Origin of the sequence: Pseudoalteromonas sp. S3776 (genome assembly GCF_005886915.1) — a bacterium.
Classification (GTDB): domain Bacteria; phylum Pseudomonadota; class Gammaproteobacteria; order Enterobacterales; family Alteromonadaceae; genus Pseudoalteromonas.
Genome location: NZ_PNCU01000002.1, coordinates 14,163 through 35,488 on the forward strand (window position 1 = coordinate 14,163; position 21,326 = coordinate 35,488).

Genomic DNA, 21,326 nt, shown 5'->3' on the forward strand with positions numbered 1-21,326 from the left:
TAGTAAACTCAGGTTTTTTATAAGAACGGCACTTTGTACACTTACTTTTTAAGGGTAAGTTTGGCGCCTTTTAAGCTTTTACGCACATTTGAAATACGTGAACGATTTACCGCACGTGCTTCGCCTGTTGCCTGGCCTGTTGGCTTGTTAGTACGGCTACGACGTAAATGCGCAGGTTTTTTACCTATTTTATCAATAAGTACTTCACGGCTACTTACTTCATAGCCCTCTAAGTAAACACGCTTAATTTTTTGGCCAATTAGCGACTCTATTTCAAATAAGGTGTTTTCTTCTTCGCGGCTTACAAACGAAATAGCTTGGCCTTGATTACCAGCACGACCTGTACGGCCAATGCGGTGAACGTAATCTTCAGCAAGCCATGGTAAATCAATATTAATGACTCGTGGTAAGCCTTCAATATCAATTCCACGCGCTGCAACTTCGGTAGCTACTAAAACACGTACTTTGCCTTCTTTAAATTCACGAAGTGCACGCCGGCGATTACCTTGCGATTTATCACCATGACATACGGTAGCAGGAATACCATCAAGGTTAAGCTCTTTAACCAGCTCATCCGCTGTTTCTTTCATGTTTACAAACACAAGTACCTGTTGCCAGTTCTTTTTACCAATAAGCTCAGACAATAGCTCTTGCTTGCGGCGCTCTTCAACAGGGTAAACAACATGCTGTACCGTACTTGCTGTACTATTAGTTTGATCAACACGTACAATTTCAGGCTGCTTTAATACTTTAGATGCAAATTGTTTAATAGCCGCAGGGAACGTAGCTGAGAAAAGTAAAATTTGACGTTGCTCGTCACAACTTTTAATCACACTTTGCATATCTTCAATAAAGCCCATATCAAGCATACGGTCGGCTTCATCTAGTACTAAGTGTTTAACGCTTGCAAGGCTTACATTACCTAAACGTATATGATCAAGTAAACGCCCTGGGGTTGCAACAACCACATCTACACCGTCTTTAAGTGCATTTGCTTGGCCTGCGGTATTAACACCGCCAAATAAGCTCACTACTTTTAAAGCGGTATGTTTTGCATAGGCTTTAAAGTTATTTGCTATTTGCTCTGCCAGCTCACGTGTTGGCGCAAGCACTAATGCGTGCGGAGCATTGCTTGTGCTTAACTCAGATTCAGTTAATTTTTGGATGATAGGTAAAGCAAACGCTGCCGTTTTACCCGTGCCTGTTTGGGCACTTGCTAAAACGTCTTTACCTTTACGAACAGCTGGGATTGCTGCACGCTGAATGGGCGTAAGGGTGTGGTAATTAAGTTCGTCTAACGCCTGAATAAGTTCAGGGGAAAAACTAAAAGATTTAAAATTCATGCTGTATAACCTGCGGCCACATTTATCAAGGGTCGCAAATTATACAGCAAAAACGCGTCAACAGTTAGTGATTAGTGTTTATAAATACAAACAAAACGCTAAGAAAGTATAAGCACATCATCGTTATTTAAAACGTTAGCTTTATTGCCCACAATATCATCAACGTTAAGCTCGTTTATTAAGGCCTCGCCTTGTGCTTGTTGCTCATCGCTCAGTGGCACATACGGTAATCTAAATACGGGATTTACCGCGCCGGTCATCATCATTGCGGTGTTTATTGCAATCGGGTTTGGCTCGCAGAATAGCCAGTTCATTAAAGGTTGTAATGAGGTATTTAACGCATCATTTTTAGTATCCATTAACTGGCGGAACAGCCCAGGTATAAGGTTAGATGTCACCGATATTACACCGTGCGCTTTATGTGTGTGGCGTGCATCGTGCGCTTCGTCATCATTACCTGACCAACACGCAATCCCCTGCTGCTCGTAATGGGCAATACGCTCGTTACCACCACATTCTTTTATACCAATTAAATTAGGGTGTTTTGCTAATGGCTCGATAATATCTGGGGTTAAATCTTGCCCTGTGCGCCCTGCTACGTTGTATATAAACGCAGGGCCAATATCGAGCACACGTTTAAAGTGCTCTTTAACGCCAGCAATAGACGTACGGCCGTAATATGGGTTAATTTGCAGCGCGGCGTGCATACCGCTTGCAAAGCCGTACTTAGTGGCCTTAATCGCTTCGCGGGTATTATTGCTACCTGTATTCCCTACAATTAACAGCTTATCGCCATATTTATTAGCACTGTGCGCGATAAGCATTAAATGCTCTTCCCAGTTCATTAGCTGGCCTTCGCCGGTTGTACCACCAACCACGATGCCATCTACGCCCGCTGCAATTTGTATTTCAACGAGTTCATCGTACTTTGCTAAATCTATATCACCATTGGCTAAGTATGGGGTTTTAATGGCGGTAATTAAGCTTGCTTGTTTAATTTGTTCTAGGGTGCGCATAAAAATTCATTATTTATAAAACTTGCGCTATTTGTAACATACTTGCACGCATTTTTGCAGGCCTAAGCGAATAATAAACGTAAAATGGCTTGTGTTATTTAGTTTGATAATACAAAATACAAACACTGTACACTTAAACAGTACTTGTATTTTTAACTTTAAGCGAGCCATTATGCGTTTATCTGACTACTTAGCCACTCATTTTTATAACACCGATGAGCTTTGCCATGCTTTAAATATTGATGCCGAGCAACTAGATACATGGCAGCAGCAAAGTATTTTTCCTAAACCAAGTTATTGTATAAAAAGCCAGTTAAGTTGCAGCTCGTACTCTGGTTTGTATGAATGTGAAGAATACGATGACTATTACCCGCGCGGCTGTGTGAACTGGGGGCAAGGGCTAATAAAACAAAAAATTGAATCCTCTAGTAATGCTTTCAATTACTTTGCACAGCAGTACACGGCAAGTCTGAGTAAACTTGCCCAGCAAGGCTTTAGTTTTAATGAAGAATTATTTGGCTGCGAAATAGATGAGCATTTACAGCAAGTGTGGCAACAGTTTTTATGCAGTAAATATGGCGTACTGACCCAGAACGGTTTAATTGATGAAATAGTATGTGTTGATATAGGCCGCCTACTGGTTGACGATATAACCGAATTGCGCACTAAAGGAAGTTTAAATCAACAAGAGCGCACCCAGCTTCATCCCGCGATGAAATTACTCAATAAAGCGTTAGGCCACGGCGCCGAACATGAAAAGCAGCACACACTGCGTTCCCGTTACATAGATGCACTTATTTTAAAGTACGATTTATCTATTAAATAAAAAACGGCAGTGGTTTTAATACGAGGTGGGTATTTAAAAGATTAGGTAACGCAAATGGCGGTGTATAATTACGCCGCCACTGTATTTAAATATATAAACAATGACTTAGCTTATTCTAACCGATAGATTTGTACACATCTATGTTACTGCTGGTCACTAAACCCGTTACCTGCGTACCAAAGGCTTTGAAATGTGGCTCATTTTTATGCGCTTCAAAATGGTCATTAGAAGCCCACTGCTCACTGACTAAATAAGTCGTGTGATCATCATCATTTTTAACCGATAACTCGTAACGCAGGCAACCCGCTTCTTGACGTGAATACTTTTGCAGGTTTTCGAGCGCGGTCAATACGACGTCGGCATCGATATTTTTGCTCGCTATAGTGGCAATTACCGTTAACATACGCAGTCCTTTTTAAAAAATAAAGGTGCAGCTTCACTGCACCTACTATCATATTGCATTTGTGGTTATTGGTCCCACTGTGGCGCAAAATCAGGCGTTGCTTGGCGGTCGCCACAATCAAGGCTGTCTATACGGGCAATGTCCTCAGCATCTAACTTAACATGGTCGTTAAAGTTATCTTCTAAGTTTTTACGCTTAGTTGATGATGGTATGGTGGTCATACCGTTTGCATTAATCCATGCAATAACCACTTGCGCAGGTGATGCATCATGCTTGTTTGCAATATCTATAATGGTTTGATCTTTGAGCACTTTACCAACTACAAATGGCATATACGCTGTAACATGAATGTCGTGCTGATCACAAAAAGCGCGTAATTTTGTATTGGTTAAATAAGGATGCACTTCAACTTGGTTAGTAAATATTTCACGAGAGTCGAGTGTCTGCATTGCTTCGTTTAAGTTGGCAATAGTAAAGTTAGAAACACCAATGTGTTTTGTTAAACCAAGCTGTTTAGCTTTTAAAAGCTCCGTTAAATACTCACTCATAGGCTCATCATTTGAAGGCGCCGGCCAATGAATAAGTAATAAATCAACAGAGTCTACTTGTAACTTTTCTAGTGACTTTTCAACGCTGGCAATAAAGTCAGTTTTGTTAAGCTTGTTGTTCCACACTTTGGTGGTTAAAAATATTTCGCTGCGCGGAATATTGCTGTCTTTTATGGCTTGCCCTACTTGCTCTTCATTACCATAAATTTGCGCAGTATCAATATGACGAAATCCTACTTCTAACGCCATTTTTACTGAATTGTAGGCGGTGTCGCCCTCTAAACGGAATGTTCCCATGCCTAAATCTGGCATTTCAATTACACGTTGTGTCATGGCTCTATCCTTATAAAATAATCGGTTAAAAAAACAAGCTCTGTAGCTTTACGAAATACACCTTTTACTTCTATTGTGTTGTCATTTGTAAATCAATGACCTCAATATAGGTAATGAGGCCATTAATTTAAGTTTCAACCTTAACAAAAGATACTTTATGCTTGCTGAATTTCACGCCTATCAAGCATGCCACTGTAACGGGTTGCAATTAATGCTAAAGCGGAAATTGCTGCACCAATCCAAGCGGTATCTTTAACTGACATGCCCTCTACTACGCTGCCACCAATAATTGAGCCCAGCGCAATACCAATATTAAACGCCGTTATGTTTAAGCCCGATGCGACATCTACTGCATTAGGAGCATGCTTTTGCGCCTGTTTTACGACATAAAGCTGTAAGCCCGGTACGTTACCAAACGCAAAGGCACCCCATACTAAAATAGTCAGTACGGCCGCCACTTTTGATTCCATCGTAAAGGTAAATGCCAATAAAATAATTGTTAACGCGCTAAATATAATACTCAGTGCGCTAATTGGGCCGCGTTTATCAGCCAGATTTCCGCCCCAAATATTACCAATGGCTACCGATACACCGTAAACCAGCATGATTAAGCCAATCGCTGAAGAAGCAAAACCTGTTTGTTGCTCTAATATAGGTGCTAAGTAAGTAAACGCAGTGAACGTGCCGCCGTAACCTAAAATTGTCATTAAATATACGAGTAATAAGCGCGGCTTAACAATAACCTGAAGCTGCTCTTTAAACGTTGCAGGAATAGACTGTTTTAAGTTTTTTGGCACTAAAATAGCGCTGCCAATTAACGCGATTAGACCCAGTACCGACACCACTAAAAACGTTGCACGCCAACCAAAGTGTTGACCAATCCAAGTACCCAATGGCACACCCGTCACCAGCGCCACAGTAAGTCCGGTAAACATGATGGCAATAGCGCTGGCTTCTTTATCTTTACTCACCAAGCTTGTGGCAATCATAGAGCCTATTGAGAAAAACACCCCGTGCGCTAAGCCTGTTAAAATACGCGCTAGTATTAAAGTTTCGTAACTGGGCGCTTGCCATGCAAGTAAGTTACCTACCACAAATAAGCCCATTAAGCTTATGAGTACAATTTTACGGTTCCAACGCCCAGTTAGTGCAGTCAGTACCGGTGCACCAATGGCAACCCCAACTGCATATAAACTAACTAGCAAACCCGCTGAAGGTAGGCTTACACCTAAATCGTTTGCAATAGTTGGCACTAATCCCACTATTACAAACTCGGTTGTTCCTATTGCAAATGCGCTCAAGGTGAGCGCCCACAAAGCCAATGGCATAATTAAATCCTCATTATTAGTTAAGACCTACAGTTTGACTAAAAATGTGTTTGCAAAAAACAGCATTAGTGACAAAATACTTTTGTAATTAATGCAAAAGTAAGGTGCTCACGTTTGGCTCAACATGCAAAGACCGAAGACTTAGAAATGTTTTTAACGGTAGTAGATAGCGGCAGTTTCTCGGCAGCTGCTAATTTACTTGATCAGCAAGTAGCCAAAGTGTCGCGGGCTGTGTCTCGCCTTGAAAACACATTGCAATGTACGCTGTTAAATAGAACTACTCGCCGATTAGAGCTAACCGAAGAGGGCCACACCTTTATTAAGTATGCCCGTGATGGCTTGAACACCTTACAAACCGGTGAAGAAGCCATAAAGCTTTTAAAACAAGCCCCCAGTGGAAAATTACGTATTGATGCAGCAAGCCCTTTTGTACTTCACCAATTGGTGCCTTTAATTGCTGAATTTAATCAGCAATACCCTCACATCACGCTTGATATAACTTCCCACGACAGCATTATTGACTTGCTCGAACATAAAACAGACTTAGCAATTCGTATAGGTGAATTAAAAGACTCTAACCTACATGCTAAAAAGCTCGGCGTAAGTAAATTACATTTAGTTGCAAGCCCTAGTTACCTTAAACATACACCGGCTATTTCGCGAACCAGCGACTTAAAGCAACATAGACTCATTGGCTTTACCGACTCGCCTAAATTAAATAACTGGCCGCTAAAATCGCCCACAACTTTAAATTTTGGTTTAGCTGCCAGTAGTGGCGAAACGGTACGCCAGCTATGTTTGGCAAATCAAGGCGTGGCGCTGCTTTCGCACTTTATGATTGGTGATGATTTAAAGTCAGGCAAGCTAATAGAAATACTGCCAGGGTCTATCAGCACACCAAACAACCGCGAAATTGTGCAAGCGGTGTATTACAAAAACAGTGCTGTATCGTCGCGTATAATGGCTTTTCTAGACTTTATAAAACCACTGCTCAGATTATAAGTGACGTTTTTTAGCCCAAGGGCAGTATAACTAACACCCTTAATAAACAGGAATAAAATGGACTCGTTAACACAGGTAGTTTTAGGTAGTGCAGTAGGTTACGCCGTATTAGGTAATAAAATTGGCCGTAAAGCCGCTTTATGGGGTGCTGCTTTAGGTACCTTACCCGACTTAGATGTTTTTATTCCTTATGGTGGGCCTGTGGAGGCGTTTACTTATCATCGCGGTTTTAGCCATTCGTTTATAGTGCATTTATTGATTAGCCCCCTTATTGTTTGGCTTATTTTAAAAATACACACTGGTATGCAAATGCATAAAACACGCTGGTTTTGGCTGGTGTTTTTATGTTTATCAACTCATGCATTACTTGATAGCTTTACAGTATATGGCACACAATTATTGTGGCCTCTAACCGAGTACCCTTTTGCTATTTCAAACATGTTTATAGTCGATCCGCTTTATACACTCCCCTTAATATTTGGTGTAGCGTGTACATTATTACCAAAAATAACGAGTACGCGTGCCTATAAAATCAACACGACAATGCTTGGTGTTAGCTGTATATATTTATGTAGCTCACTTATTTTAAAAGTAATTATTGACGATAAAGTCACTGCTGCTCTTTCTGACAGGCAAATACAAGTAAGCAACTATATAAGTACTCCTGCGCCACTCACCACCTTGTTATGGCGTATTGTGGTTATGTCTGATGGTCAATACTACGTAGGTTACGCGTCATTATTTGATGAACCAAACGACGTAACATTCAATGCCTATAACACTGACCCCTTATTAATAAATGAGATTAGCGATGAGTGGGGAATTAAACGCTTACAGTGGTTTACTAAAGGCTTTTACAACATACGCCAGCATAAAAGCAATATAATACTCTCTGATTTACGAATGGGCATGGAGTGTAATTATGTATTTAACTTTGTTGTGGGAGAAAAAACCGACTTAGGTGTAAGTGTCGGTGACTTTGAAAAAATAAGCCAGCGCTCTAATTTAAGCCGTGTAAGTAAAGTATGGGATAGAATTTGGAACCCAGATGTTAATCTAGCGCCACCTTTAGCAAACAAAAGCTGTGCTAAAGCGCAATGAGTACATTAAAAAGGGCAGCTAAGTGATAATACTAACCTACCCTTTTAATATCAATTTTGATGCTCGTATTGGCCTCTATAAACCTCAAACACTTTTAGCACTGTGTGCTGCTCTTTATTTAGGTTATCAAACCAATCATCAAATAATTCGTCATTATCTTGCTCACTCAGTGCCATATATTGTGCTAAAAGCTCAATAATGTCGTTGTGTGTGCAGTCTATAGGGTTAATTTGCTCTGATAAGGCAGTGTGATCGCGCTCTCTTAGGGTTTCCATCACCCCTTGGTCTATTTGTTCTTGTTGTGCTGCGTCGCTCATAGCTTACCTCTAAACCGTAAAAATTTTCTTGTTAACACTTTTTATATAGTTATAACAGCCTAAAAACTAATAGCCAGTATTTTTGGTTTAAGTGGTTATTTTTTGAATTGTTTGCGCAATTAGCCAACAAAAGCCCGCGTAAATGAGAGTAAAAATCATTTGCATGAGTGCCGTAAACGCGATAACCTGTGGTTATATTATCACATAACAACTTAAGGCGTATTATGAAACCTAATATTCATCCCGATTACAATATGGTTGCTTTTCACGATACCGCTGCCGATAGCTACTTTATTATTGGCTCTACCATCAAAACAGACCGCACTATTGAGCTTGAAGGGAAAACATATCCGTACGTGCCTATTGATGTGTCTAGTGATTCACACCCTTTTTATACAGGTAAACAAAAAACTGTGGCAAGCGATGGGCGAGTCGCGCAATTTAATCGCCGCTTTAAAAACTTATCGACTACCAAAAAAGGTGAGTAATGAAAGTTTTAAGCTCGCTTAAAAGCGCTAAGCAAAGACCTAGTTGTCAAATAGTGAAGCGCAAAGGACGTGTTTTTGTAATATGTAAAGACAATCCACGTTTTAAAGCAGTTCAAGGAATGAAGAAAAAGTAACACTAATTCCGTGAAGTATACGGGTAAACGATACAGGTTTACCCGTATTTTTTATTTAACAACCACAGAAAACTCGGGCTGAGCCTGAATCACTTTTTTAACCGTACACGTATTAACCGCAGCAATAAGTGCTTTTTTATATTTTTGAGGAAAGCCATCTGGTAAATTAATTTCGATAGAAAATAATTTTTTACCCTCTTCATCTATGTTCTCGTTATTTTGCGTAAGTGTCATCCCCTCAGTAGAGATTTCTCGTTGTTCACAAAATTTACGCGCATAAAAACCAGCACATAGCACCATGCTTACTAAAAAGTAATCAAATGGTTCTGGGTGTTCGGCACCTCCACCCGCATTAATACTTTGATCGCTTATTACTTCAAGACTGTCAAACTTTGCACGCTGTTTTTGGCCGTCTAACAATGACACTGAAATTTCCATTACTACTCCTTAATTACCAAACAATAAGTCAAAAAAGCCAGGAGGCTCATGTAACTCATGATACTTCTTACGTAAATCATCAATATTTTTAAGCGCTGGCTTTGCCGAATCCAGTCCCCGTTCGTTTGCTAACTTTTTAGCTAGTCTTGCTTGCTCAATGACCTTATCAAGCCCCTGTAGAGACATTTTTGGCTTTTTATGAAAGGTCGCCCTTTTGCTGCTTTCAATTAAGGTAATAAATTTATCGATAGCCGTATTAAAGCCTTTTATATCGACTGCTTGAACTGCATTTTTATAAGCAAGACCCGTATTTTTCATATTAACTTCGAGATCAACTTCTTGCTCTGAAAATGCCACAGTACTAAATACAAAAGTAAAAATTAAAACTAAAAACTTCATAGTAAAACCCATTTATAAACACCGCGTAAGTGTATCAAGTTTACGTAATAAAGTAACTTAGGGCGCATAGAAGGCTTAATAACTGTAAAGGGGCTTTACAAAACATGTGATTAACAAATATGGCTAACAAGAGTTGTAATTAAATGGTGAACAAAAATTAAAACCACTAAAAAAAGAACTCAAAATAGGGACATTAAGCCGCATTTTTTCTAAATTATTTCACATAAAAACCCTGCCTTAACAGTCATGTACCCATAAAAATAACACTAAAAATAATTTCAAAAAACAAAACAAACCTTGTAAAAACAATGGCTAAGTAAATTATTTTCATTAAATTAACATAGTATTTGAGCTTATTTTATTGTGATTTCACCTGAAATTAGTTGTTCCTATATGCATCCATGTTAATTGTTAATGTGCAATGTAAATAATAAATAAACAGCTCGTAGTAATTAATACGCATTGCACAAGAGCTGTAGTTTAATCACAAATAATCATCTAGGGAATATCAATGAAAACGTTCAATATAGTCTCTCACAGTATTAAAGCTGCACTTTGTCTCTCAACTGCAGGTTTAGCATTTTCATCACTCGCTGCAGAAGATGAGGAAAAGAAATTAGAAAGAATAGAAGTAACTGGTTCTAAAATCAGCCGTGTAGGTGCAATAGCCCCTGCCCCAGTTACCGTTATCTCTGGCGAAGATCTTATAAACACCGGCGCCGTTAATATTGGTGAAGCCTTAAATAAATTACCCGCATTGGGGAATACCTACTCACTAGCAAACTCTGGTAGATTCATTGGTACTGCTGGTTTAAATATTCTTGATTTACGTAACATGGGCACAGACCGTACCTTAGTACTTGTCAATGGTAAGCGCCATGTATCTAGTTCAGCAGGCTCGCAATCAGTAGATACGAATACCATACCTAGTGTTTGGGTTGAGCGTGTAGAAATAGTTACCGGTGGCGCATCGGCCGTATATGGTGCAGATGCAGTAACCGGGGTTGTTAACTTTATTTTAAAAGATAATATTGAAGGTTTGAATGTAAGTGTAACGAAAGGCGTTTCTGATCTTAGTGACTATAACAACGAAAAAGCGACTTTTTCATACGGTAAAAACTTTGATAATGGTCGCGGTAACGCAGCATTTGCAGTTGAGTACTCTGGCCAAGATTCATTAAATGCGCTTGATCACCCTTGGACAGACGGTTCTTACTCGAGTTTACGCAACCAAGCTCAAACTGAAGCTAATAAAGATGATCCAAACTTTCCTGATAAAATTTACACACCGAATGCAGGCTACTACGCAATTAACAATGCAGGTGTATTTAGCTTAGGTAATGGCTATGTAAATACGTTTAACCCTGATGGCTCTCATCGTGATATTTATATTGGTGATAACGTTGATGGTTTACTATGTGCCGATTGTGACTCGTTTAACCTTGCACAATTTGATGAAATACAACCTGAATTTGAAAGGTACAATATCAATTTCAAAGTAAACTATGACGTAACAGAAGACTTAAATGCTTATTTTGAAGCAAAATATGTTAACAGTGAAGGTGAAAGTATTGGCCAACCAGCGTTCTTCTTTGGCGATCCGAGAAATACAATCAGTATAGATAACCCCTACTTAGATGACAGCGTCAGAACACTAATGGAAGAAGCAAATGATGGTGAAGGCGTTGACTCTATTAATGTGTTAAGAATGATGACAGATTTAGGGCGTCGCATCGAAAATAACACCCGTGAAACCACACGCTTTGTAGCAGGTTTAAAAGGAACCGTTTTAGAAGATTGGGATTTAGATGCATCGGTGGTTCGTGGTAAAACTGAGCTTGAGCGTGTAAATGGCGCTAATATGATCTTAGATAACTATTCTTACGCGCTTGATGCAATTGAAGATGACAATGGCAATATTGTATGTCGTAGTGAAGCGGCACGTGCCGACGGCTGTGTGCCAGTTAATATTATGGGTTTTGGTGCACCTAGCCAAGAAGCCATTGATTATATTAATACAGTATCAACCGGTACTTCTGAAATTACACAAACGGTTGTATCAGCTTCACTAGCAAATGGTGCGCTTTTTGAAGTACCTGCAGGCTACGTCGGCATGGCATTTGGTGTTGAATACCGTAAAGAAGAAAGTGAAACAATAGAACCTGATAACGCTGAGGGGACTTTCTTCAATGCGTTAGGTGAGGATAAAGGCGAGTTTGATGTAAATGAAGTTTTTGCTGAAGCCACGATTCCTTTAGTCTCTGACCTTCCTTTTGTTCAAGATTTAGTACTGGATGCAGCTGTACGTTACGCTGATTACAGCACTATTGGTGATGCAACAAGCTGGAAGCTTGGCTTAGATTGGACTGTTAATGACCAATTACGCTTGCGATTAACACAGTCAGAAGCACTAAGAGCACCTAATATTGGTGAAATTTTTGGCGCACCTAGCCAAACTTTCTATAACGTAGATGATCCTTGTTTAGCCGATAACTTAGATGATTTACAAAATAGCGACACACGCCGTGCTAACTGTGCTGCACTTGGTGTACCCGTTGGCTTTGAATCAGACTACGATTCGCAAACACTTGAAGGCTTACAAAGCGGTAACCGAGACGTTAAAGGTGAAGAGTCAACAAGTACAACAATAGGTATAGTGTACCAGCCTGATTTCATAGAAAATGCAGTATTAACGGTAGATTACTGGAAAATAGAGCTAGAAGATGCGATTTCTACAATTGCATCTCAAGAAATTCTAGATCGCTGTGTTGATAGTACTTCAGGCATTTCAAATCAATATTGTGACTTAATCACACGTGATGCTAACAGTGAAATTACGCTAATTCAAAACTCAGTTTTAAACGTATCAGGCCAAGAAGCTTCTGGTATTGATTTTGAACTAGCTTATGACTTTGATGCCCTTGAAGGTAGTTTTGCAACCCGCTTAATTGGTACTTACTTAATTGAGCGTAAAGAGTTTCCATTTCAAGATGAACCAGAGGAGTTCATTGAATATTCGGGTACAACTGGCGAAGCACAGTGGCAAGCTAACATTAATATAGAGTACAGCTATGAGCGTTTCTACACCTCTTTAAGCACTCGCTATATTGAAGAAGTTAGCTTATATACTGAGCAAGAGCTTGAAGATAACCCTAATCCTAATAGCTTAATGAACTATGGTACTTATATCATTTCAGATATAACAGTAGGTTATAACTTTGATAATGGTATGGGTGTTAAATTAGGCGTAGATAACGTATTTAACAGAGAGCTTCCATACGGTACACGCGGTACAGGAAGTGGTAGTGCAAGTTACGATAATATTGGCCGTTTTGGCTACGTAAATTTATCATACGACTTTTAATTTTTAACTCTCCCTAGAAAGGCCCTTAATTGGGCCTTTTTTTTTAGATGAAATTTACTCAATTTATAGTTTTAAGTGGCTAATAACTGCTTCATTATGTTCTTTTTTTAAGAACCTGCACTGTAAAGGAGTTACATAAAAAACACATATAAGCGCAAGCATTAACCAACCATTAGGTTAATAAGCTAAGCACTAAAGACCACTAAAATATCTACAAAGTTAAATCAAACTCAAAAAACAAACTTAAAAGAAGATTAGATGTAAACCAAGTAAAAAATAAATAAACACACCAAAAACTCGCTCTAACTCCTAACAAAACAACACAAGATAATAACAACCAACTATTTCATCAAACGCAACAAACTTCAACTTTAAACAATTTAATAAAGAGTTAACTTACTGAAAAAGAATAAATTACGACGCTTCTATTCATAGTTTCCACATGCAATAATCGCCAGCCCTATAACAAAAGTTATAGGGCTTTGGCTAAATGCACACTGTATTTAGTTAAAATTTAATATATCAAATTATTATAAAATCTCCTTTGGGAAACACATGAAACGTCATAATTTACTTTCTACTAGCATTAAATGTGCATTGATTACTGCTGCTGCAACAGCGAGTAATTCTGTGCTTGCACAAGATGAGCAAGCGACAAAAATTGAACGCGTTGAAGTAACGGGTTCGCGTATTTTACGTGAAGGCGCTATTGCACCAGCACCAGTAACAGTTATAAGCGGCGAGCAGCTAGTTAATACTGGCGCTGTAAACATTGGTGAAGCGCTAAATAACTTACCAGCACTTGGCAATACGTATTCAATGGCTAACTCAGGCCGCTTTATTGGTACTGCTGGTTTAAACATTCTTGATTTACGTAACATGGGTACCGACCGTACCTTAGTACTTGTAAATGGTAAGCGCCATGTATCTAGTTCAGCCGGCTCTCAAGCTGTTGATACAAACACAATCCCAAGCGTATGGGTTGAGCGTGTAGAAATTATTACGGGTGGTGCATCAGCTGTATACGGTGCTGATGCGGTGACAGGTGTTGTAAACTTTATATTAAAAGACAACATTGAAGGCATGGACTTTAGTGTTACCCGTGGTTTTGCCGATTTAAACAGCTACAACAACGAAAAAGCCACTTTTTCGTACGGTTCTAACTTTGATAATGCCCGCGGTAATGCTGCATTTGCTATTGAGTACTCAGGTCAGGATTCATTAAACGCACTTGACCACCCTTGGACTAGCACATCTTTTGGGAATTTACGTAACCAAGCTCAAACGGAAGCAAACAAAGATAGTGCTGATTTTCCTGATAAAATATTAACACCTAATGCAGGTTACTACGCGATTAACAGCGCGGGTGTTTACGCTCTTGAAGATGGCTATACTAATAGCTTTAATCCGGATAGCAGCGCTCGCGATTTATACATTGGCAATAATGTAGATGGCCTTTCATGTGCAAATTGTGACTTTTTCAATTTAGGTCAATTTGAAGAAATACAACCTGAGTTTGAGCGTTACAATGTAAACTTTAAAGTTAACTACGATGTGACCGACGACTTAAACGTCTACTTTGATGCAAAATACGTGAACAGCCAAGGTGAAAGCATTGGCCAACCAGCGTTTTTCTTTTTTGATAGCGACAACAGCATTAAAATTGATAACCCTTACCTAGACCCAGCTATCAAAGCACGTATGCAAGAGGAAGGCGTTGACTCAATCATGGTTAACCGCATGATGAGTGATCTTGGTCGCCGTGTTGAAAACAATACCCGTGAAACAACCCGCTTTGTTACAGGCCTAAAAGGGACTGTGTTTGAAGATTGGGAGTTAGATACATCAGTTGTTTACGGTCAAACAGATCTTGAGCGCGAAAACGGCGCTAACATGATTTTAGCCAACTACTTTAATGCCCTTGATGCCGTTGAAGATACCGATGGCAACATAGTATGTCGCAGCGCTGCAGCACAAGCTGATGGTTGTGTACCGGTAAACATTATGGGTTTTGGCGCGCCATCTCAACAAGCAATTGATTACATAAATACAGTATCTGTAGGCACATCAACTATTAAGCAAACCGTGGTTTCGGGCTCACTTGCTAATGGCGCTATTTTTGAATTACCAGCAGGTTATGTAGGTGTTGCATTTGGTGCTGAATACCGTAAAGAAGAAAGCGAAACAAAAGAGCCAGATAACGCAGAAGGTACGTTCTTTAACGCATTAGGCGAAGATAAAGGCTCGTTTAATGTGCGTGAAGTATTTTTTGAAGCGACTATGCCTATTTTAACTGATTTACCGCTTATTCAAGATTTAGTACTTGATACCGCAGTACGTCATGCTGATTACAGTACAATTGGCGAAGCAACTAGCTGGAAACTGGGTCTTGATTGGACTGTAAACGATGAACTACGTGTACGTGTAACGCAATCTGCAGCCCTTCGTGCGCCAAACATCAGTGAAGTCTTTGGTGCAGCAAGCCAAACTTTCTACAATGTAGATGACCCGTGTCGCGCTGAAAACTTAGGTGACTTATCGAATGCTGCAACTCGCTCTGCAAACTGTGCAGCGTTAGGTGTAGCGAGTGACTTTAACTCAGATTATGACTCTGCATCATTAGATGGTTTAAGCAGTGGTAACCGTGATGTTAAAGGTGAAGAGTCTACAAGTACAACGGTTGGTATTGTTTATCAACCGATGTTTTTAGAAAACGCTGTGCTGACAATTGATTACTGGGAAATTGATCTAGAAGATGCCATTGACACAATTGAGGCGCAAGACATTCTTGATCGCTGTGTAGATAGCACGACAGGCATAGACAACCAATACTGTAATTTAATTACACGTAACGCCAGTGGTGAAATTTCATTAATTCAAAACTCAGTACTTAACGTAGCTGGTCAAAAGGCGTCTGGTGTGGATTTTGAATTAGGCTATGACTTTGATGCCCTTGAAGGGAGCTTTAAAACCCGTTTAGTCGGTACTTACCTTATTGAGCGTAAAGACTACCCGTTCCAAGATGATCCTAGTTCTTATATTGAGTACGCGGGTACAACTGGCGAAGCTAAATGGCAAACTAATCTATCAGTTAGCTATACCATGGATAACTTTTACTCAACGGTTGAAACACGCTTTATCAGCGAAGTTGATTTATACACAAATGTTGAGCTTGCCAGCAACCCTAACCCAAGTAACCAAATGTCTTACGGTAAATACTTTATTACCGATATGACAGTGGGTTACAACTTCGATAGCGGCTTAGACGTTAAAGTAGGTGTTGATAACCTATTTAATCGTAAACTTCCGTACGGCACTCGTGGTACAGGTGCAGGCTCTGCCAGTTACGATAACATTGGCCGCTTTGGCTACATTAACTTAAGCTACAGCTTATAATTAGAAACAACGTTTATTAATTATGTTAAAGGCTCGCACTGCGAGCCTTTTTATAACACTGCGCTTAATTAAGTGTGCTTTTTGCAAATGGGCGTTACTACTCTTTATTTAATATTACTTAACCATACACTTTGATACGGCTCAAGCTCTATGGTGAGTTGATCTTCGCTTATTGTTTCATCAGCCACTAAATCAAACCATTGCTGGGTGTTAATTAAATTTAAATCTGCAAGGGTAAGTACTTGTGGTTTATCACTTATGTTATAAACGCAAAATATACTTTGGCGCCTATCTATACTTTGCCGCCAAAAACCAAATAACCCCCCCGCTAGATGCAGCGTAAATTGCGTGGCATTTGGATGAAATGCACTTTGTTTTTTACGAATACCTAGTAAGTGCTTAATACCATTAAACACTTTATGATGATGGCTATATTTATCACCTAAAGCCGATAATAACTTTGACTCTTGCCAACGGTGTCGGTTTATAGCGCGGTTATGCTGGGAATTTTCAAAGCGTTCGTAATCGTTTGTAGTGCCAAGCAAACTATGAATATAAAGCCCCGGTATCCCTTCAAGGGCAAACATAATGGCGTGTGCACACATAAACCGCTCAAGGCCAAACTTATCTTGCCCATTGTGCGTACCTTGTAATGCATCAAAAAGTGCAATGTTTAGTTCATACGGTGTGTGTGTACCATCGTTACTGGTGCGCATTGATACTCGCCCACCAAATTGCATAGATGTACTCACCAATGATGCCACTTCGCTAGGCTGTAACAAGCCTTCTATTGGTCTAAGCCCTATGCCATCGTGTGAGGCAATAAAATTAAAATAGGTGGTGCCATTTTGTGCAGGCGGCATACTCATCATCCAATGCTTAATGGCTGTGCTATCGCCACTGAGTAAGGTATGCAGTAATAAAGGCGGTAAGGCAAAATTATAAATGCTATGGGCTTCGTTAGCATTACCAAAATATGAAAGGTTTTCTTGGTTTGGTATGTTTGTTTCGGTAATTATGACAACACTTGGCTCAGTATGCTCTATAAGCGTGCGTATGAGCCTAACGGCCTCGTGGGTCTGGGGTAAATTAATACAGTTTGTATTGAGCTGTTTCCATAAAAACGCAACCGCATCTAGCCTGAATAAACGGACGCCATTATCTAAATAGTGGCGAATAATGCGTATAAACTCTTTTAAAACTTCCGGGTTACCAAAATCAAAATCAACTTGGTCGTGACTAAACGTACACCATACATGTTTTTCGCCGCTTGGTGTGGTTACCGTATTTAATAGCGGTGACGTACGTGGGCGAACTACGTTACTTAAATCATCGGTTAAACTTGCTGTTTTAAAGTAATCTTTGCCTGGGTCTAAATCGTTTAAAAAGTTTTCAAACCATACACTTCGGCTAGAGCAGTGGTTAATTACTAAATCTGCCATTAGTTTTACATCTTTGGCAATATTTCTTATATCTTGCCAATCCCCTAACGACTCATTGACTTGTACGTAGTTCATTACCGCAAACCCCTCATCAGAGCTATACGGGTAAAACGGCAATATATGTAAAGCGTTGAGCTGCATATCGCACTGCTCTTTTATAAATCGGTGCAAGGTTTTTAGGGGGGCTTCAAGTGGTTTTGCAACGGCTTGATCTGCCTCATCATGCTTAATAATAGAATCGCCATAGGCTATTAAAACAATATCTTGCTCATCCCACCGGTTAGTATGGGGCGTAGGGTCGCGCAGCGGGCTGTCGCCTAAAATTATAGTAATAAGCTGCTCAGCCAGCTTTGTAATACTCAATGGCAGCTCAACATCTTTATAAATGATGTGCAGATGTTGCTCTACCCGCTGTAAAAATAATTCACTTACTGTATTCACACGCGCCCCTTATTATTGTTTTATTTATTCACTAAATTCTTTATTATCCAGATCTACCGCTTCTTTTAAGCGCTCAAACACATCAGGCATGGCCGATACAACTCGGTTCCAACTTGGCACAAATGGCGCTTCCATCGGGTTATCTAAAAAGTGCTGCCCTGCTTCCATAACATTTTTGGCGAACATTTCTACGGCCTTTTCTTCTTGGTGCACATCTAGGTTTAACCCGTTCATTATTGCATCGTTGTGGTAGGTTTCTATAAAGTCTAAACCAATACGATAATACGTTGCTTTTAAAGACCGAATAGTTTCACTGGTGAATGTAACCCCTTGAGTAGCTAACTTTCTAAACAACGCCTTTGTTATGTCTATCGACATTTTTGATAAGCCAGCATTTTGGTCATTAAGAGAAAGCTCCTGATGCTTATGGTCGTAGTTATCTGCAATATCCACTTGGCATAAGCGATTATGCGAATAATTGCGGTACATTTCACTTAGCACGCCAATTTCTAGTCCCCAATCACTCGGGATACGAATATCGTTTAGCACATCACGTCTAAACGAAAACTCCCCTGCTAACGGGTATCTAAAGGTATCCATGTACTCAAGATAGTCGGTATTGCCTAAAATAGTTTTGAATGAGCGTAATAACGGCGTTACCAATAAGCGCGACACACGGCCATTAATTTTGCCGTTTGCAGTACGCGGGTAAAAGCCTTTACAAAATTCGTAATTAAAACGAGGGTGTGCAACAGGGTATATTAAACGTGCTAACAGCCCTCTATCGTAAGTTAAAATATCGCAATCATGCAGTGCTATCGACTCCACCTCTGAGGTAGCTAATTTATAACCCATGCAATACCACACGTTTCTACCTTTTCCAAGTTCTCTGGGCGCCACACCTAGCGCCTGTAATTCTTTATCGAGCGCTTGTAAGCGTGGGCCATCATTCCATAAGACTTTGTGATTTTGATTCAGCTCTTTAAAAAAGCCCAAAGCATGGCGATACTGTGACTCATCTGCCCTGTCTAAACCTATGGTAATTTGTGATAAATAGGGTACATCTCTAAGTTCTTTTACAATATTCTGTAACGCTGGGCCTTCAAGCTCGCTAAATAACGAAGGGAGTATTAACCCCATAGGCCGTTGCTTGCTAAAACCAATTAGCTCTTCTTCTAGTGCTTCTACCGGCCTATCGGCAATGTTATGTAAAGTTGTAATAATGCCATTTTGATAAAAATCAGCCATGTGATTTCTGCTCCTCAATAGTATTTAAAATGCTGCTAATACAAGGCAATGTGGTTATTTCTTCAATCCAACCCTGTGGAGCGGGAGATTGTGAATAACGCGCCTTATTGTGAGATAACTTAACCGGCTTTTTACTGCTTGGGTTATGGATAATAATCGCGATATCAGCTTGCTCTAGCATCTGCTTATCGTTGTCACTATCACCGAGTGCAATTACCGTGAGAGGCTTTCTAAAATGTTGTGAAATTTGTTTAACTAACCACTGCTGTGCAGCGCTTTTATCGGTGTTTTTAGCAATATGTATAAAGCGCCCGCCTATTTTTATTTCGTAGCCTAATGCTTTTACATCGTTTACAAACGAATTTAGTAATTCATCGCTTCCATGCCAATAAAGTGGGTCTGAAAACTCGCGTGTTTGAGCGCGCCTTGCCTGCGCTTCATTAAGCCCTGTGAGGGATGATATTTGCTCGCTCGATAAGTCACTAAATAATTTATAGTTTGCTTTGTATTCGTTACTTAACGAGTCTAAATCGCTCAATAAGTCAGACAGCGGTGTTGCAAATGCATAACACCAATACGCCCCTACTTGCTTGCAGCCAATGGGTTTAAGCTCAAAATAATCTACGGGTAAATAAGCCGCCGCGCCATTTTCAACAATAAAAGGCTGTTGAATATTAAGCTCGTTTTTAAGTTCAACCACTTCGCAAAATGTTTTGCTGGTATTAAACACCACAGGAATGTTGGCGGCTTGCAAATCTTGCAGCAAGCCACTGATATTTTTAGTGTTGTAATCGCCATGATCGAGCAGTGTGCCATCTAAATCGGTAAATATAATAGGTTGCAGAGTATCATCGCTGGTCAAATGCATAGCACTAATATCGCGATTACTATCAAGCTCAATAAGGGCGTTTGCTTTAGCGCTTAAGGTGTTTAAATTTTCGCGAGTGATACGCTCAAAGTGTGAAATAAAGTGCAGCAGTTGGTTATCACTCATGGTGCCATCGCCCTCGCCTTTAGCGGCAATAAGCTTTTGCTCTTGCTCTTGGCGCCACTTAAATACGTCTTCAAAGCTCGGCGCTTTGAGCATCACCGTGTAATCTATTTTACTAAACACACTTTTGTATTCATTTGCTAGGCAACTATTTACACAGCGTCGCCACACACCTTCTTTATCGTGCTGTGTTTCAAGCTCGTTTATAGGCTCACTTAAAGAAAATAACGGTTGTGGCTCACTGCCAACACACCAACCTTCTAAAATAATAATATCGATGGGCTTATCATTACATTGCCATGTTTGCTCGGGGCTGTAGTCATCACAATGCTTATCAAATTTAGGCAAAGGTACGCCCACTTCCTTTGCAAGTAACCGGCTTATGGTGGTATTCATTAATCCTACATCGTGGGTGCCAGGCACACCGCGGGTAGCGAATAATGGGTGTACGTCTTTGGCGAGACCTTGGCGGTGAGATTTGGATAAGTAAAAATCGTCAATAGAAAGCGCGACACTGGTAAAGGGGGTGTTGTTACTAAACCAAGTAACTAAAAAATCCGCGAGGGTGGTTTTTCCTGAGCCTTGGCAGCCATTTATTGCGACAAATATAGGGGTATTATTTTTTTTTGATTCTAGAATATCGTGTGCAAGGGGAATAAAAAATTGCTCGCTAAGGTACTGATACTTTAAAGGCAATTGGTGCTTTGCTAAAAATGGGGTTATATCCACAATACTGGCCTCTGACATAGTCACTCCTTATAGTATGAA

The 21,326-nt window shown here is 40.0% G+C and carries 18 protein-coding genes; 7 read left to right on the forward strand and 11 right to left on the reverse strand.

Translation table 11 applies throughout. The features are described 5' to 3' along the window. Positions 1-41 precede the first annotated feature (41 nt). Positions 42-1,343 (reverse strand): DEAD/DEAH box helicase, encoded by a 1,302-nt coding sequence (locus CWC16_RS01290; RefSeq protein ID WP_138540180.1) that lies wholly within the window; start codon positions 1,341-1,343, stop codon positions 42-44. Positions 1,344-1,441: 98 nt separating this feature from the next. Next, positions 1,442-2,359 carry a 4-hydroxy-tetrahydrodipicolinate synthase gene (gene dapA / locus CWC16_RS01295; RefSeq protein WP_138540181.1) on the reverse strand — a complete coding sequence of 306 codons (918 nt, stop codon included), beginning with the start codon at positions 2,357-2,359 and terminating at the stop codon, positions 1,442-1,444. Positions 2,360-2,531: 172 nt separating this feature from the next. Here dapA and CWC16_RS01300 point away from each other — a divergent pair, with 172 nt between their 5' ends. Next, positions 2,532-3,185 carry a DUF6058 family natural product biosynthesis protein gene (locus tag CWC16_RS01300; protein WP_138540182.1) on the forward strand — a complete coding sequence of 218 codons (654 nt, stop codon included), beginning with the start codon at positions 2,532-2,534 and terminating at the stop codon, positions 3,183-3,185. Positions 3,186-3,300: 115 nt separating this feature from the next. Here CWC16_RS01300 and CWC16_RS01305 read toward each other — a convergent pair whose 3' ends face one another. The 3 genes from CWC16_RS01305 to CWC16_RS01315 form a co-directional block, all read right to left on the reverse strand. Next, positions 3,301-3,588, reverse strand: a complete 288-nt coding sequence (locus CWC16_RS01305; RefSeq protein ID WP_138540183.1) for a putative quinol monooxygenase — start codon at positions 3,586-3,588, stop codon at positions 3,301-3,303. Positions 3,589-3,653: 65 nt separating this feature from the next. Continuing rightward, on the reverse strand, positions 3,654-4,469 hold the full coding sequence (gene dkgB / locus CWC16_RS01310; protein ID WP_055013747.1) for a 2,5-didehydrogluconate reductase DkgB: 816 nt from the start codon (positions 4,467-4,469) through the stop codon (positions 3,654-3,656). 155 nt (positions 4,470-4,624) lie between these two features. Further along, the gene (locus CWC16_RS01315; RefSeq protein WP_138540184.1) at positions 4,625-5,797 is read right to left on the reverse strand and encodes an MFS transporter; all 1,173 of its coding nucleotides are present in this window, start codon (positions 5,795-5,797) and stop codon (positions 4,625-4,627) included. 114 nt (positions 5,798-5,911) lie between these two features. Here CWC16_RS01315 and CWC16_RS01320 point away from each other — a divergent pair, with 114 nt between their 5' ends. Both CWC16_RS01320 and CWC16_RS01325 read left to right on the forward strand, forming a co-directional pair. Continuing rightward, positions 5,912-6,799, forward strand: coding sequence for a LysR family transcriptional regulator (locus CWC16_RS01320; protein WP_138540185.1), 888 nt, complete (start codon positions 5,912-5,914; stop codon positions 6,797-6,799). A gap of 57 nt (positions 6,800-6,856) precedes the next feature. Beyond that, positions 6,857-7,900: a metal-dependent hydrolase gene (locus tag CWC16_RS01325; protein ID WP_138540186.1), complete on the forward strand. Its 1,044-nt coding sequence runs from the start codon at positions 6,857-6,859 to the stop codon at positions 7,898-7,900. Between the two features lie 50 nt (positions 7,901-7,950). Here CWC16_RS01325 and CWC16_RS01330 read toward each other — a convergent pair whose 3' ends face one another. Continuing rightward, on the reverse strand, positions 7,951-8,217 hold the full coding sequence (locus CWC16_RS01330) for a hypothetical protein (protein ID WP_055013750.1): 267 nt from the start codon (positions 8,215-8,217) through the stop codon (positions 7,951-7,953). 224 nt (positions 8,218-8,441) lie between these two features. Between CWC16_RS01330 and CWC16_RS01335 the strand changes: the two genes are divergently transcribed. Further along, entirely contained in the window at positions 8,442-8,705 is a 264-nt protein-coding gene (locus CWC16_RS01335; protein WP_055013751.1) for a type B 50S ribosomal protein L31, read from the forward strand. Next, complete coding sequence (ykgO, locus tag CWC16_RS01340) at positions 8,705-8,839, forward strand: type B 50S ribosomal protein L36 (RefSeq protein WP_138540187.1); 135 nt, start codon at positions 8,705-8,707, stop codon at positions 8,837-8,839. Before CWC16_RS01335 ends, ykgO begins: the two co-directional genes overlap by 1 nt. A 51-nt stretch (positions 8,840-8,890) precedes the next feature. On the opposite strand, the gene CWC16_RS01345 is transcribed toward ykgO, so the two are convergent. Together CWC16_RS01345 and CWC16_RS01350 are read right to left on the reverse strand one after the other, a co-directional pair. Beyond that, positions 8,891-9,277 (reverse strand): OsmC family protein, encoded by a 387-nt coding sequence (locus CWC16_RS01345; protein ID WP_138540188.1) that lies wholly within the window; start codon positions 9,275-9,277, stop codon positions 8,891-8,893. Between the two features lie 9 nt (positions 9,278-9,286). Further along, positions 9,287-9,676 (reverse strand): cytochrome b562, encoded by a 390-nt coding sequence (locus tag CWC16_RS01350; protein WP_138540189.1) that lies wholly within the window; start codon positions 9,674-9,676, stop codon positions 9,287-9,289. 511 nt (positions 9,677-10,187) lie between these two features. Between CWC16_RS01350 and CWC16_RS01355 the strand changes: the two genes are divergently transcribed. Continuing rightward, positions 10,188-13,040, forward strand: coding sequence for a TonB-dependent receptor domain-containing protein (locus CWC16_RS01355; RefSeq protein ID WP_138540190.1), 2,853 nt, complete (start codon positions 10,188-10,190; stop codon positions 13,038-13,040). Between the two features lie 555 nt (positions 13,041-13,595). Beyond that, on the forward strand, positions 13,596-16,436 hold the full coding sequence (locus CWC16_RS01360) for a TonB-dependent receptor domain-containing protein (protein WP_138540191.1): 2,841 nt from the start codon (positions 13,596-13,598) through the stop codon (positions 16,434-16,436). 104 nt (positions 16,437-16,540) lie between these two features. On the opposite strand, the gene CWC16_RS01365 is transcribed toward CWC16_RS01360, so the two are convergent. From CWC16_RS01365 to CWC16_RS01375, 3 genes are read right to left on the reverse strand one after another with little or no spacing between them, the layout of a single operon-like run. Next, positions 16,541-18,319 carry a sugar phosphorylase gene (locus tag CWC16_RS01365; protein WP_138540192.1) on the reverse strand — a complete coding sequence of 593 codons (1,779 nt, stop codon included), beginning with the start codon at positions 18,317-18,319 and terminating at the stop codon, positions 16,541-16,543. A gap of 24 nt (positions 18,320-18,343) precedes the next feature. Then, on the reverse strand, positions 18,344-19,567 hold the full coding sequence (locus CWC16_RS01370) for a glycosyltransferase family protein (protein ID WP_055013758.1): 1,224 nt from the start codon (positions 19,565-19,567) through the stop codon (positions 18,344-18,346). Further along, entirely contained in the window at positions 19,560-21,305 is a 1,746-nt protein-coding gene (locus CWC16_RS01375) for an HAD-IIB family hydrolase (RefSeq protein ID WP_138540193.1), read from the reverse strand. The genes CWC16_RS01370 and CWC16_RS01375 overlap by 8 nt, the downstream gene beginning before the upstream one ends. Positions 21,306-21,326: the final 21 nt, after the last annotated feature.